Genomic DNA, 14,011 nt, shown 5'->3' on the forward strand with positions numbered 1-14,011 from the left:
AGGCGGAGCCCGTCACTCGCGCGCGTGGTGTCGCGCGGTGCGCGCCCCGGCCCGGTAGGCGGGGGCGGCCGTTCCGGGAGGGCGTTCGGCGGGGAGGCCGGTTCAGCCCACCGGCGTCGGCTGGGCGGCCTGGGGGGCGTGGTGGGCGGGCGCCTCGCGGCCGCAGGCGTACGCGAGCGGGCTGATCAGCTCCGCGGCGTCCGGCAGCCAGCGGTTGAGCGCGGAGGGGGAGCGGGCCCACTGGGCGTACCCGGTGGAGCCGATCCGGGAGGGCGGGGCGACCGTCCAGTCGCCCTCGCCGCGGGCGACCAGGTCCAGCCGGCCGGGCGGCCAGCCGAGCTTGCGGAGCATCTCCGGGAGCTTGGCCGCGACGCCGGGCAGCACCAGGAAGTGCAGCCGCCGGCCGATCCGTCCGGGCGCGGCCGGCAGCACCGCCACCGGGCCGAGCTGGAGGTCCATCCGTTCCATCCGGGCCAGCGCCAGGCAGCCGGCCGTCTCCGGCACGTCCAGGACGTCGAAGGACCGTCCGGTGGGCAGCAGGATCGAGGCCTGGGGCCGCTCGGTCCACCAGCGCCGCACCGCGCCGGGCCCGGCGCTCGCCTTGCGGGCCCAGTCCGCGTCCAGCGGGTGGGCGCCCGGCAGCGTGCAGCGCGGGTCGCCGCAGGAGCAGCGGGAGGGTCCGTCGCCGTCGATCAGCCAGGCGCCCGGGGCCACCTCCCAGTGGCGGTTCTCGGCGTAGCCGACGGCTTCGATGAGCAGCGGGGGCAGACCGGCGTTCTTGTCCTGGCCGGGGGCGTCGGGGATGTCTTCCACGGGCTGCTCAACTACCGTGCGTGAGGCTGGTTACGGCCCGGCGGTGCCCGGTTGGGCGCATCCCGGCAATGTCACCCGTTCCGGTTACTCGACCGAGTTGGTGCGGCCGGGGGCGGGCGCAGCGGGGGCGCACGGGAGCATTTCCCAGGGCGCAAGGGGGGTGCGGATCGTCACCGTGGGTATCCCGCTGGCGTTGCTGATCGCTAACCTGGTGTCAGATTCCTTGGACGGTCGGACAGTCGGCAACAGATCAGCAGAATCGTCGCCCACCGGCCGGGACCGGAGGGTGTGGGGAGGCGAAGCCCAATGGCCGCGAGACCACTCGTCGCACGACAGCCCAACGAGCGTCTGCAGCAACTGATCCAGGAGGCCAGCTGCTCCAACGCCGGCCTGGCCCGGAGGGTCAACCTCTGCGGCGCCGAGCACGGCCTGGACCTGCGGTACGACAAGACCTCCGTCGCCCGCTGGCTGCGTGGTCAGCAGCCGCGCGGGCAGGCGCCGGCCGTGATCGCCGAGGCCCTGGGCCGCAAACTCGGCCGCAGCGTGTCGGTCGAGGAGATCGGCATGGCGGACGGCAAGAACCTCAGCTCCGGCATCGGGCTGCAGTTCGCGCCGACCCTGGGCGCCGCCCTGGAGCAGGTCTGCGAACTCTGGCGCAGTGACGTCGGCCGGCGGGACTTCCTGACCGGGGCGACGGTCGCCGCCTCCGCGTTGGTGGAGCCCAGCCGGGACTGGCTGATCACCCCGCCGGACCCGGTGGTCGCGCGCACCGGCGGGCCCCGGGTCGGCCCGACCGACGTGGCCGCGATCAAGGCGACCACCGCGATGCTGGTCGACCTGGACCATCGCTTCGGCAGCGGGCACGTGCGCCCGGTCGTGGTGCACTACCTCAACTCGGTGGTCTCCGGCCTGCTCGGCGGCGCCTACCGGGAGGAGACCGGTCGCCAACTCTTCGCCGCGGTCGCCCGGTTGACTGAGCTGGCCGGCTACATGGCGGTGGACACCGGGCAGCCCGGGCTGGCCCAGCGCTACTACATCCAGGCGCTGCGGCTCGCCCAGGCGGCCGACGACCGCGGCTACGGCGGCTACGTGCTGGCCGCCTCGATGAGCCACCTGGCGGCCACCCTCGGCAACCCGCGGGAGATCGCCCAACTCGCCCGCGCCGCACAGGAGGGCGCCCGGTCGGTCGCCACCCCGACGGCGATGGCGATGTTCTACGCCGCCGAGGCCCGCGGCCACGCCCTGCTCGGCGACGCCCGCTCCTGCGAGACGGTGGCGGCCAGGGCGCTGGAGATGATGGAGAAGCGCCGCGCGGAGGACGATCCGGACTGGATCGCCCACTTCGACGACGCCTACCTCGCGGACGAGCTGGCCCACTGCCACCGGGACCTGGAACAGGCCGGCCAGGCCGAGCACTACGCCCGCCGGGCGCTCGACCTGCACCCGCCGACCCGGGTCCGGCGCCGCGCGGTGGACCTGGTGCTGCTGGCCACCGCGCAGTTGCAGCAGCGGGACCTGGAACGCGCCTGCGAGACGGGCACCCAGGCGGTCCGGCTGCTGAGCGGGCTGCGCTCCAACCGGGGCGTGGAGTACCTGGACGAGTTCCGGCGCCGGCTGGAGCCGTACCGGGAGCAGCGGGTGGTCCGGGAGTTCCACGCCAGGGCGGACGCGGAGGCCGCCTGACCGGGGGCGGGCCCGTACCGTCGGTGAGGGGAGCGTGACGGATGTCCCGCCCACGTGGTCACCCGGTGAGGTGAACCGGTAGCGTGGGCGCGACGTCCAAGGAACTGTGATGCTCCCAAGAACCGACGAGATGTGGTCCGCCGTCAGTGCGCGGTCCTGCACAGGTGAGGAATCGCGTTGAGTCAGCGCCGCTCGTACCCCAACTCGGGTGACTTCAACCTGGACGACCTGTTCCGCCCCGAACCCGGCCAGCAGCAGGGCCAGCCGGCCCAGCCCCAGCCCCAGCACCCGTTCCCGGGGCAGCACGGACAGCCCGGCCAGCACGGACAGCCGGGCCACCCGCAGGGGCACTCGGCGGTGCCGCCGGTCGGGCAGCCGTCCGGGCAGCCGGAGTACCTCGGCGAGGGCGGGCACGCGCTGCCGACCCAGGCCATGCCCGAGCAGCCGATGCCGGGCCAGCCGATGCCCGGCCAGTCCCTGGCGGGCCAGCCGATGGCGGGCGCCCCCTGGGGTGCGCCGCAGCCCGGGTACGGCGGTCCGCAGCCCGAGCAGGCCCCGGAGACCCAGTACCTGCCGCCGTACCCGGTCGCCGACCCGCAGGCGGCCGGCTACCCGGCGCCGCAGGCCCAGCCCGGCTTCCCGCAGCAGCAGCCCGCGCCCGGCTACCAGGCGTACCCGCCGGCCGCGCAGCCGCAGCCGGGCTACCAGTCGGCGCAGGAGTACGGGCAGGGCTACGCCCCGGAGCGCGGCTACGACGCCGACGCGACCCAGGGGGGCGGGTCCGCCCGCGGCGGCCGCCCGTCCAGCAAGCTGATCATCGGCGGGGTGGTGGCGGGCTGCGCGGCGGCCGGCATCCTGGTCGCCGTCCTGATGAGCGGCGGCGACACCAAGGACCCCAAGAAGACCACCCCGGTGGCCGCCGCCACCACCACCGGCGCGGCGACCGGCACGGCGAGCGCGAGCGGCTCCGGCGCCGCCGTCGACCCGGACGTCAAGGCGCAGGCGCAGCCGCTGTCGGACCTGCTGGGCACCGCGAGCGACAGCCGCAGCTCGGTCGTCTCCGCGGTCGCCTCGGTGCAGAAGTGCGACAAGCTGCCCGAGTCCCAGCAGGCCCTCACCGCCGCGGCCGGCAAGCGCCGCGAGCTGCAGACCAAGCTGGGCCAGCTGAAGACGGACAAGCTGCCGGGCGGGCAGCAGCTGGTCGAGCAGCTGAACGCGGCCTGGACCGCCTCGGCCCAGGCCGACGACGAGTACGCGGCCTGGGCACAGGACGCGCAGGCCTCCTGCGACGCCAAGAAGCAGGACAACCAGCACTACAAGAACGCCGTCCAGGCCAGTGGCACCGCGACCAACGCGAAGAAGCAGGCCTCGACGCTCTGGAACACCATCGCCGGCCAGACCGGCCTGCCCAACCGGGGCGACGGCGACCTCTGACGCGAAGGGGCGGGCCGTGGCGGCCCGCCCCGCACCGGCCCGCCCCGAGCCGAAGGGCGCGCCGGTGCCGAAAGGGAGAAGCGACAAGCGAGGGACGAGCGCCGGAGCGCCGACCGTCGGCACCGGATCCCGAGCGCCCGGAGGCGAGCGGGCGAGTAACAGCCCGCCCCCGCTCGTCAGGCCGGCGGGCGGCCTCCGGTGAGCACCCAGCGGACGTCCACGAAACCCGGCTGCTGCAGGGTCATCCGGCCGTTCTTGACCACCTGGTAGGTGACCCAGGTGTTCACCAGCCGGGGCGAGGCGGTGCTGGGCAGCATGTTGGTGGTGCCCCAGTTCAGCGGCGGGGTGAGCCCGACGTCGATGCCCTCGCCGGCGTCCAGCAGCGTGGTGATCGACTTCGACGTGACCGGTTTGCCGGCCTCCGACAGCTTCTGCGCCACCAGCCGGAACACCTCGTAGGCGACCCAGGTGGTCTGCACCCCGGGGTCGGAGACGTCGATGGTGTTCCCGCCGGTGGTGTCGGCGCGCACCACCGAGCGCAGCCCGTCCCAGATCTTCGCCGACTCCGGCGGGTACCAGCTGGTGACGTAGGCGCCGCTGAGCGGGCCGGAGTCGCCGCCGGTGGAGTCGACCACCGACTGCTGCACGCTGCCGATCACCGAGGCGATCCGGGTGTTCTTCGGGGTCAGCCGCCGGTAGGAGTCCAGCAGGTTGCCGGTCGGCTCGGCGGCCAGCGCGCTGGTGACGCAGTTGCCCGGTTCGTCCTTGCCGAGCGCCTTGCGGGCCACCGCGGTGTAGTCCGAGGACTGCTCGGGCGCCTTGACGTCCTGCAGCTTGATCCCGGCCGGCCGCAGCGCGGTGCCGAGGTAGCCGAGCAGGTTGTCGCCGGCCGGGGTGTCCGGGCGGACCAGCGCCACGGTCTTGCAGCCGGCGTCCACCAGCTGGCGGCCGTTGCCGGCGATCAGCGCGGGCATGCCGCCGTCGACCGGGTAGGACAGCGGGCTGGCGAACTCGGGCTGGGAGAGTCCGTACCCGCCGATCAGCGGGATGCCGGCCCGTTCCAGCACCGGCATGAAGGCGTCGCCCCACTGGCTGTAGGAGCCGATCACGGCGACCACCTTGGCGTCCACCGCCTGCTGGGCGCAGGCCCGGGCGCCGTCGGCGCTGTTGTGCTCGTTGCAGGTGAGCACCCGCAGCCGGTGCCCGTTCAGTCCGCCCTTGATGTTGACGTCCTGGCCGACGGCGGAGGCGAGCGCGGTCATGCCCGGCCGGTCGGCCGAGCCGGTGCCGGACGGGGCCCAGGTCATCACGGTCAGCTCGCTGCCGCTGGTGGAAGCATCGGCCGGTCCGCCGCACGCGGAGGCCGAGAAGAGGGTGGGGAGCAGCGCCGCGGCGGTGGCGGCGGCGGCGATCGGACGGCGGCGGGCACGCCGCCCGATCGTTGGGCGGGCCCGGAACGAGTCCCTTCGGCTGGTCATCGACCTTCCCTCTCTGGGGCGCACTCCGGCGCACCGGAAACAGCCAAGCCCTGGTGCCACAAGCCGAGAGGGCAGAAATGCGAACGGTCGGCAAACGACGGCTGAACTCCGGATCGGTACGCGTGTAGATCGCGAGTGGAGTACGAACAGACGGGGAACGTACGATCGTTCACCATGTCCGCCAGCACAGATTCTTCGCATCGGTCCGCCCGAAACCCTTCTCGTCCGGGCCACCGCTCCAGCACCATGGGCGGCATGCCGCACAACGACCTGCCCTGGTGGCGCTGGCGAGCCCGACTGCGCTCGGCGCTGCACATGCTGTCCGACCCCGGTTTCCAGCAGGAGGCCTGGCTGACCGGCCGGGAGGGGTACGGCGACGTGACCGACGCCGTCTACCGGCTGGTCGAGGACACCTGGCTGGACCGCTGGTCCGCCGAGAAGTACGTGGGAACGATCTTCCGCGACTCCGCCGAGGCCGCGCTGGTCGACGTCGCGGTGCTGCGGGCCGTGCAGATGCTGCACGAGGTCGGCGCCGACGCCCCGGCCTCCGCCTACCTCGGCCACCCCGGCTGGCCGGAGACCGTCCGGGCCGCCCGCGAGGCGCACGCGCTGCTGGCCGCCAACGACGGGGACGACCCGGACGCGGCGCCCAAGTCGCTGGACGTGCTGCGCATCCTCACCCAGGTCTGATACCCGGGGCCGCCTCGTCGTGCCGGGCCGCCCCCGTCGTGCGGGGCCGTCCCGGCCGGCCGGGACGGCCCGTCCCGCAGTACGGGCAGCGCGGCGGCGGCTGTCCAGGATGTGACACGCTGGGCCGTCCACGCACGTCACGAGCTCAGAACGGGATACCCCCAGTGGAACAGCAGCCGGCCAGCGCCCAGTACGTCCTCACGCTGTCGTGCCCCGACAAGCAGGGCATCGTCCACGCTGTCTCCAGCTACCTCTTCATGACCGGCTGCAACATCATGGACAGCCAGCAGTTCGGGGACGCCGGCACCGGGCTGTTCTTCATGCGGGTGCACTTCTCCGCGGCCGAGCCGGTCACCGCCGACAAGCTGCGGGCCAGCTTCGCGGCGATCGGCGCCTCCTTCGGGATGGAGTGGCAGATCCACCCGACCGAGGAGCGGATGCGGATCGTCCTGATGGTCAGCAAGTTCGGGCACTGCCTGAACGACCTGCTCTACCGCACCCGGATCGGCGCCCTGCCGGTGGAGATCGTCGCGGTGGTCTCCAACCACACCGACCTCCAGGACCTGACCGAGAGCTACGGGATCCCGTTCCACCACATCCCGGTCACCAGGGACACCAAGGCGGAGGCCGAGCGGCGGCTGCTGGACCTGGTCGCCAAGGAGGACGTCGAACTGGTCGTGCTGGCCCGCTACATGCAGGTGCTCTCCGACCAGCTGTGCACCGAGCTGTCCGGCCGCGTGATCAACATCCACCACTCCTTCCTGCCGAGCTTCAAGGGCGCCAAGCCGTACCACCAGGCCCACGCCCGCGGCGTGAAGCTGATCGGCGCCACCGCCCACTACGTCACCGCCGACCTGGACGAGGGCCCGATCATCGAGCAGGAGGTGGCCCGGGTCACCCACGACGTCAGCCCGGACCAGCTGGTCGCGCTCGGCCGGGACGTCGAGTGCCAGGCGCTGGCCCGCGCGGTGAAGTGGCACAGCGAGCACCGGGTGCTGCTGGACGGCACCCGGACGGTCGTCTTCGCGTAGCGGCCGCTCCGGGGCCCGGCCGGTCTTCGAACCCCTGCCCGCGGTTACGGCCGCGACAGCAGCGGGAGCGCGTGCAGCACCTCGCGGACCGCGGCCCGGTCACCGTGCTCGCCGACCGGCAGCCGGTCGGGGTCGCGGTGCGCGGCAGCCAACTGGCAGAGCTCCAGGCCGTCCAGCACCATCGAGGCCACCGGCTCCCCGCCGGCCCGCCCCGCCTCCGGGCCGGCCGGGCCGTCCACGCCGTCCGGGCCGCCGCCGTCCAGCGGGACCAGCCACTCGCCGCTCGCCGGGCCGTCGACGACCAGCCGCAGCCGCCGACGCCCGGCCGGGCCCGCGCCGGCCGGTGCGCCCGGCGCCCCGGCGTGCTCGGGGCGGGCGGCGCGCAGTCCGGCCAGCGCCCGGGGGAGCATCCGGACCACCAGCTCCACCATCTGCCGCAGGTGCTGCGGCGACGGCGGGTCGTACGGGTAGGCGACCGCGCGGGCCACGTCCTCGCCGTGCACGTAGCACTCCAGGGCGCGGTCCACGAAGGCGTCGCGCAGCGGCAGCACGCCGCAGCCGTAGTCGACCGGGGTGTTGCCCTGCGGGGCGAGCGCGGCGCCGCGCACCAGGTCGTGGGTCTGCCGCCGCCACCGGGAGCGCACCGACTGCGGCGGCAGGGCGCCCTGGTCGGCGAGCAGCCGGGCGGTGCGCGCGGTGATCGCGCCGTACGGGCCGCCCTGCGGCGGGACGCGCGGCACCGGGGCCGAGGGCGCCGGGTCCTGCGGCGGCACCCGCCGTCCGGTGGCCGCGGCGGCCGCGAAGGCCTCGCCGGGAGCGGCCGGCACCGGGTCGGGCAGGCCGAGGGCGAGCGCCAGGAAGCCGTCCACGGCGGTCAGCCGGCCGATCACCTCGGCCGGGCGCAGCCGCTCGGTGCCGCCGTGCCACGGCAGTTCGGCCACCTCCTGCCACTCCTCCGGGCCCAGGTCGCGCAGCAGCGCGTCGAGCTTGGCGGTCTCCGCGGTGTACGGCATGCCCCAGGAGGGGACGGGCAGTTCGGCCGGGCGGCGGCCCAGGCACCAGTCGAGCACCTGCTGGCGCAGCGGGCCGGGCTGGTCCAGCGGCTCGTCCAGGGAGAGCCAGCCGGCCGCGTCGCGCAGCCGGGCCGCCTCCTCGGCGCACTCCGGGCAGGCGCTCAGGTGCTGCTCCAGCTCGGCGGCCTCGCCGGCCGGGCAGGCGCTGAGGGCCCAGGCGCCGAGCAGCGAGCGCAGGGCGTCGTGCCGCTCCTCAGTGCTGCTCACGTCTCCCCGTTCCCGGCCTCGTCCTGGCGGGCGCGTTCCTCGGCCAGTTCGGTGGCCAGCAGCTCCAGTCCGAGCCGCATCCGCTGCTTGGCGGCCTGTTCGCCGATGCCGAGCAGCCGGGCCGTCTCCCGGTAGGTGCGGCCGTCGTAGTAGGTCACGGCGATGGTCTCCCGCAGGGATCGGGGCAGGGAGTCGACCACGTACTGGACGCGTGCGGCGGTGGCCACCGCGCGGATCTCGTCCTCGGTGCCCCGGCCGTCCTCGCCCGGTCCGTGCTCGGCGGCCCGCCGGGCCCGCAGCCGTTCGACGGCGCGGCGGTGGGTGAGCGCGCCGAGCCAGGAACGCAGGGTGCCCCGGGCGGGGTCGAAGTCCTCGGGGTGCTCCCAGACGTGGGCGAAGATCTCCCGGGTGAGCTGGGCGGCGGCGGTCGGGTCGGCCAGTATCCGTCCGGCCAGGCCGTGCACCATCGGTGCGAGCTGGTCGTAGAGCTCGCCGAGCGCGGTCTCCTCGCCGCGCGCGAGGCGGCGCTGCACCTGCTCGTCCCAGCGCGGGGGCCGCTCCGGGGTGGCCATCGGGAACCACCCTCCTGCCCGGGGTCGCTGGCTTACCCAACGGTATCTTGCGGTCGCTCCGCGGCGGAGGGAATCCGGCAAGAACGGAATCCGTCCTCGCGGATCGCGGCGCGGGCGGGGTCGTCGGACGGTGCGACGGTCCGCTGGTGGGACCGTCCGCCGATGCCGCTGTTCGAGAGCCCCTGGACATATGTCGCACGGGTGGTTCGCGAGTGGCGGGCGGGGCGCCGGGGGCGCGCGGCGGTAGGTTCCGGACTGCGGGACCGGCGGGTCGGCCCGGGCCGGACGATCGCCGGTACGAGGCTCGCGAGAGTGAGCGGGGCAGTATGCACTGCCCTGTCCCCCGATCGCTGGAATATGCCCGAAGCGCTTGCTGCGGTCCGTCCGCCCGCCCATCCTGAGGCGTATTCGGGTCGCGGCCGTCGCGCGACCGACGGGTCGGCGCCGGCGAGTGGGCGCGGTGGACGGGCCGGGCGGTCGCCCGGGTGCGGCTCGGGTGGCGCCGGGCGGAGTGCGAGGGCCCGCCGGCCGGAGGATCCGGCCCGATCGGGACTAGGCCGAACTGCGAGTGCGGGTGGTGGAGCGGTGCAGGTTCTTCAGGTACAGCTGGCGGTGCAGGCGGACCCCGCCGAGGTCGGCCGGGCCCGTCGCTGGGTGCGCTCGCGGCTGTTGAACCACGGGGTGGACCCGGACGCGCCGATGGCCGAGACGGTGGTGCTGGTGGTCTCCGAGCTGGTGACCAACGCCGTGGTGCACACCGGCTGTCCGGCCGTGCTGAGACTCTGCCTGCCGATGACCGGGGGACCGGCGGAGGGCGGACCGGCCGTTCCGCTGCGGGTGGAGGTCGCGGACGCGAGCGAGACCGCTCCCGCCCCGCGGCACGCCGGGGCGGACGAGGACGCGACCAACGGGCGCGGCCTGGAGCTGGTCGAGCTGCTCTGCGAGCGCTGGGGCTGGTACCCGGACGGCTCGGGCAAGCGGGTCTGGTGCGAGATCGGCGCCGACGCCCGGCCCGCCGATCCGCTGGCCGACGTGGACTGGGCGGCTTTGGCGCAATAGCGGCTGTCGCGACGGCCGGGGATCCGTGGCGATCACCGGCCGAAAGGTGACGCAACCATTCCGAATTTCCGACTACCCATTGACGTGACGTATCCGACTGATCACGCTTGGGTGCGGCTCTCCGTCGCGAGGGGACGCCGAGGGGTCGTCCGTCCACCGCCGCGGTGCCGCTGTCCAGGGGGTACGTGTCAGCGAGGGGGGCCGCGAGTGCCGGTCACGGGCCGCTCCTCGGCGAGTGCGGGGGCCGCGGCGCGGGTTCAGGGCCCGAGCGTCGCGATCGGATGGCGGCAGGCGGCTCAGCGCTAGGCGCGCGCGCGGCCTGCCGCCATCCGATGTGTCGCCGTGGAGCGTCGGAATCCGGCCACCGGGACGTAACGATCCGGGCGGTCGCCGCGGACCGCGCCGGCCGTACCGGCGACCCCCTACCGGGGAGCGGTGCGGAAGGTGCGCCGGTAGGCGCTCGGCGCCACGTCGAGCCGTCCGCGCAGCTGGAGCCGGAGCGAGGCGGCGGTGCCGAAGCCGGACTCCCGCGCGATCTGGTCGATCGACAGATCGGTCCGCTCCAGCAGCTGGCGGGCCCGTTCGGTGCGCTGGGTGGTGATCCACTGGCCGGGGCTGGCGCCGGTCTCCTCCCGGAAGCGCCGGGTGAAGGTCCGTACGCTCATGCCCGCCCGGTCGGCGAGCCGGCTCAGCGCGAGCGGCTGGTCCAGGTGCTCCAGGGCCCAGGCGCGCACGGCCGCGGTGCCGGGACCGCCGGCGTCCACCGGGCTCGGGGCCTCGACGTACTGCTTCTGGCCGCCCTCCCGCCACGGCGGCACCAGGCAGTTGCGGGCCACCGCGTTGGCCACCGCGCTGCCGTGGTCCCGGCGCACCACGTGCAGGCAGAGGTCCACGCCGGCCGCGACCCCGCCGGAGGTGAGGACGTCGCCGTCGTCGGTGTAGAGCACGTCCGGATCGAGCCGTACCCGGGGGAACAGCCGGGCGAAGCGCTCGGTGTAGCGCCAGTGGGTGGTGGCCGGGCGGCCGTCCAGCAGGCCGGCCGCGGCCAGGACGAAGGAGCCGGTGCAGATCGACATCAGCCGGGTGCCGGGCCGGATCCGGGCCAGCGCGGCGGCCAGCTCGGGGGTGAAGCAGGCGTCGGCGACGGCCGGGCCGGAGTCGGCGGAGGCCGGGACCACCACCGTGTCGGCCCGCGCCAGGAGTTCGGGCCCGTGGTCGACCATGACCCGGAAGTCGGCGCTGGTGGCGATCGGCCGCCCGTCCAGCGTGCAGGTGGCCACCTCGTAGTACGGCCGCCCGTCCGGGTCCTTGGCGCCGCCGAAGATGCGGGCCGGGATGCCGAGTTCGAAGGCGATCGCGCCCTCCAGGGCGAGTACCGCGACCAGGTGCGCCATGTCGTCCCCTCGGGTGTCGGTGGGTCCGGGCCAGCGTACGCCGGGCCGTGGCCTGATTCTTGCGAAAGCTGTCGTTCAGGCCACTCGTCCCGGTCCGGGCGGACCGGGACACTCGTCCGGGTGACCGAACGCAGCGCCCCCACGCCCGCCCCCGCCTCCACATCCGTCGCCGCCGCCACACCCGCCGCCACACCCGCCCCCGCCGCCACACCCGCCCCGCGCCGCCGGGTTCACTACGCCTGGGTGGTGGCCGGCGTCTCCCTGCTCGTCCTGCTCGGCTCGGCCGGCTTCCGCTCCACGCCGAGCCTGATGATGGACGCCCTGCACAACGAGTTCGGCTGGTCGCTCGGGACGATCTCCAGCGCCACCTCCGTCAACCTGACCCTCTACGGCCTCACCGCCCCCTTCGCCGCCGCCCTGATGGACCGGTTCGGGGTGCGCCTGGTGGTGGTCTGCGCGCTGCTGACCATCTCGGTCGGTTCCGGCCTCACCATGCTGATGCGCGAACCCTGGCAACTGGTGCTCTGCTGGGGCGTGCTGGTCGGCCTCGGCAGCGGCTCGATGGCCGGCGCCTTCGCCACCACCATCACCGGCCGCTGGTTCCGGGCCCGCCAGGGCCTGGTCACCGGGGTGCTGACCGCCGCCGGCGCGGCGGGCAACCTGGTCTTCCTCCCGGTCGGCGCCTGGCTGGTCGAACAGCACGGCTGGCGCTCGGCCGTGGTCGTGGTCTCGCTCGCCGCCACCGCCGTCGCCGTCCCGGTCCTGCTGCTGATGCGCGAACGGCCCGCCGACCTCGGCCTGCTCCCGTACGGCGCCACCGAGGAGGAGCCGCCCGCCGCCGCCACCGACGGCCGCGCCCTGGCCCGCTCGCTGCGGGTGCTGCGCGACGCCGCCCGTTCCCGGGCGTTCTGGCTGCTGGCCGGCTCCTTCGCGATCTGCGGCGCCACCACCGCCGGGCTGGTCGGCACCCACTTCATCCCGGCCGCGCACGACCACGGCATGCCGGTCACCACCGCCGCGAGCCTGCTCGCGCTGATCGGCGTCTTCGACGTGGTCGGCACCGTCTTCAGCGGCTGGCTCACCGACCGGGTCGACTCCCGGATGCTGCTGACCGTCTACTACGGGCTGCGCGGCCTGTCCCTGCTCCTGCTGCCGCAGCTGATGGCCGGATCGCTGCAGCCGCCGATCCTCGCCTTCGTGGTCTTCTACGGCCTGGACTGGGTCGCCACCGTGCCGCCGACCGTCGCGCTCTGCCGCCGGCACTTCGGCGAGGACGCCCCGATCGTCTTCGGCTGGGTGCTGGCCAGCCACCAGATCGGCGCGGCCGTCGTCGCCGGGCTGGCCGGTCTGGCCCGCGACGCGCTGGGGAACTACGACCTGACCTGGTACGCCGCCGGCGGGCTGTGCGCGGTCGCGGTCGGGCTCTGCCTGGCGCTGCGCACCGGGCGGCCCGGCGGGCCGGGGGCCGTCGGTGCTGCCGGTCCTGGTGGTGCCACCAGTGCCACCGGTGCTCAGGGGAAGGCCGTCACCGCGGAGGTCTAGGCTCCGTTTCATGGCGCTCACCTTCACCCTGGACCCCAAGCTCGACCCCGACCTGCGGACGGAGATCGTCCGGCTCTGGACCGACGTCACCAATGCCGGCGGCGCGGTCGGCTTCGTGGCCCCGGTCACCGAGGAGGAGGTGTGGGACACCGCCGACCACCAGTTCGCCGGGGTCGGGCCGGACGGCCCGGACCGGCTGCTGGCCGCGCGAGACGGCGACACCGGCCGGCTGGTCGGCGTGCTGTTCTTCGCGTCGATGCGGTTCGGGCCGATGGAGCACTGGCGGCTGCTCAAGCGGGTCATGGTGCACCCCGACTTCCAGGGCCTCGGCCACGGCGCCCGGCTGCTCGCCGAGGCCGAGCGGATCGCCAGGCAGTGGGGCCTGCAGTCGCTGCGGCTCACCGCACGCGGGGGCCTGGGGCTGGAGGACTTCTACGCCCGCAGCGGCTACCGGGAGGTCGGCCGGGTGCCGGGCGCGATCCGGGTCGCTCCCGGGGACGACCGCGACGACATCACGATGTGGCTCGACCTGCGCTGACCCCGCCCCGGACGGGAGCGGACGGCTTCTGTCACGGGAGCGGACGGCCGCGGTGGGTGACCTCCGGCCCGCGTCTGCCGTCAGGCATGCTTGACTGGTGGACCGACCCCGGCAGGACCCGCCGCCGCGAACGAGAAGGATGTGTCCCCAGTGAGCAGCAACGGCCCGGCGAAGTCGCACGCCACGCTCCGCTACACCTCCATGCGGGTCAGCATCTTCCTCGGCTGCCTGCTGGTCGCCCTGCTGCTCGGACACTTCCAGGTCATCCCGGTCAGCGGTCAGACGGGCATGATCTTCCTGTTCCTGCTGGCCGCGGTCGCCTCCGCGCCGCTCAGCTACGCGCTGCTGAGCAAGCAGCGCGACGAGATGTCCGCGCAGATCAGCGGCAAGGTCGCCGGGATGCGCACGCGCAACGCGGAGCGGGACGCCATGGAGGACGCCGCGGACGACGCCGCCCGCGCCGCGTCCGCCGGTCAGAACTGATCCCCGGCCCCGCC

Annotated in this window: 13 protein-coding genes; 8 read left to right on the plus strand and 5 right to left on the minus strand. The window is 74.5% G+C overall.

The features are described 5' to 3' along the window. Window positions 1-102 precede the first annotated feature (102 nt). Window positions 103-813: a bifunctional DNA primase/polymerase gene (locus IE332_RS24035; RefSeq protein WP_189919998.1), complete on the minus strand. Its 711-nt coding sequence runs from the start codon at window positions 811-813 to the stop codon at window positions 103-105. Between the two features lie 306 nt (window positions 814-1,119). On the opposite strand from IE332_RS24035, the gene IE332_RS24040 reads away from it, so the two are divergent. Then, window positions 1,120-2,496 (plus strand): NsdA family TPR-like regulatory protein, encoded by a 1,377-nt coding sequence (locus IE332_RS24040; RefSeq protein ID WP_189920000.1) that lies wholly within the window; start codon window positions 1,120-1,122, stop codon window positions 2,494-2,496. Window positions 2,497-2,673: 177 nt separating this feature from the next. Beyond that, complete coding sequence (locus tag IE332_RS24045; RefSeq protein WP_189920002.1) at window positions 2,674-3,930, plus strand: hypothetical protein; 1,257 nt, start codon at window positions 2,674-2,676, stop codon at window positions 3,928-3,930. Window positions 3,931-4,106: 176 nt separating this feature from the next. Here the strand turns inward: IE332_RS24045 and IE332_RS24050 are convergent, their stop codons facing one another. Further along, entirely contained in the window at window positions 4,107-5,408 is a 1,302-nt protein-coding gene (locus IE332_RS24050) for an ABC transporter substrate-binding protein (protein ID WP_189920004.1), read from the minus strand. Between the two features lie 255 nt (window positions 5,409-5,663). Between IE332_RS24050 and IE332_RS24055 the strand changes: the two genes are divergently transcribed. Together IE332_RS24055 and purU are read left to right on the plus strand one after the other, a co-directional pair. Next, a complete protein-coding gene (locus IE332_RS24055) occupies window positions 5,664-6,098 on the plus strand; it encodes an SCO4402 family protein (RefSeq protein WP_444542944.1) in 435 nt (144 codons plus the stop codon). Window positions 6,099-6,262: 164 nt separating this feature from the next. Then, on the plus strand, window positions 6,263-7,129 hold the full coding sequence (purU, locus tag IE332_RS24060) for a formyltetrahydrofolate deformylase (protein WP_229928863.1): 867 nt from the start codon (window positions 6,263-6,265) through the stop codon (window positions 7,127-7,129). A 44-nt stretch (window positions 7,130-7,173) separates the two neighbouring features. Here purU and IE332_RS24065 read toward each other — a convergent pair whose 3' ends face one another. Both IE332_RS24065 and IE332_RS24070 read right to left on the minus strand, forming a co-directional pair. Then, a complete protein-coding gene (locus IE332_RS24065; RefSeq protein ID WP_189920008.1) occupies window positions 7,174-8,409 on the minus strand; it encodes a zf-HC2 domain-containing protein in 1,236 nt (411 codons plus the stop codon). Beyond that, the gene (locus IE332_RS24070) at window positions 8,406-8,981 is read right to left on the minus strand and encodes a sigma-70 family RNA polymerase sigma factor (protein WP_189920009.1); all 576 of its coding nucleotides are present in this window, start codon (window positions 8,979-8,981) and stop codon (window positions 8,406-8,408) included. The genes IE332_RS24065 and IE332_RS24070 overlap by 4 nt, the downstream gene beginning before the upstream one ends. A gap of 585 nt (window positions 8,982-9,566) precedes the next feature. On the opposite strand from IE332_RS24070, the gene IE332_RS24075 reads away from it, so the two are divergent. Next, window positions 9,567-10,040, plus strand: coding sequence for an ATP-binding protein (locus IE332_RS24075; RefSeq protein ID WP_189920012.1), 474 nt, complete (start codon window positions 9,567-9,569; stop codon window positions 10,038-10,040). A gap of 422 nt (window positions 10,041-10,462) precedes the next feature. Here the strand turns inward: IE332_RS24075 and IE332_RS24080 are convergent, their stop codons facing one another. Continuing rightward, complete coding sequence (locus tag IE332_RS24080) at window positions 10,463-11,434, minus strand: GlxA family transcriptional regulator (protein WP_189920014.1); 972 nt, start codon at window positions 11,432-11,434, stop codon at window positions 10,463-10,465. 120 nt (window positions 11,435-11,554) lie between these two features. Between IE332_RS24080 and IE332_RS24085 the strand changes: the two genes are divergently transcribed. From IE332_RS24085 to IE332_RS24095, 3 genes are all read left to right on the plus strand, one after another. After that, window positions 11,555-12,976 carry an MFS transporter gene (locus IE332_RS24085; RefSeq protein ID WP_189920016.1) on the plus strand — a complete coding sequence of 474 codons (1,422 nt, stop codon included), beginning with the start codon at window positions 11,555-11,557 and terminating at the stop codon, window positions 12,974-12,976. Between the two features lie 10 nt (window positions 12,977-12,986). Next, the gene (locus tag IE332_RS24090; RefSeq protein WP_189920018.1) at window positions 12,987-13,514 is read left to right on the plus strand and encodes a GNAT family N-acetyltransferase; all 528 of its coding nucleotides are present in this window, start codon (window positions 12,987-12,989) and stop codon (window positions 13,512-13,514) included. Between the two features lie 150 nt (window positions 13,515-13,664). Next, window positions 13,665-13,997 carry a DUF4229 domain-containing protein gene (locus tag IE332_RS24095; protein ID WP_229928864.1) on the plus strand — a complete coding sequence of 111 codons (333 nt, stop codon included), beginning with the start codon at window positions 13,665-13,667 and terminating at the stop codon, window positions 13,995-13,997. Window positions 13,998-14,011: the final 14 nt, after the last annotated feature.

The sequence above is a fragment of the Kitasatospora xanthocidica genome (assembly GCF_014656195.1).
In the GTDB taxonomy this organism is placed as follows: Bacteria; Actinomycetota; Actinomycetes; order Streptomycetales; family Streptomycetaceae; genus Kitasatospora; species Kitasatospora xanthocidica.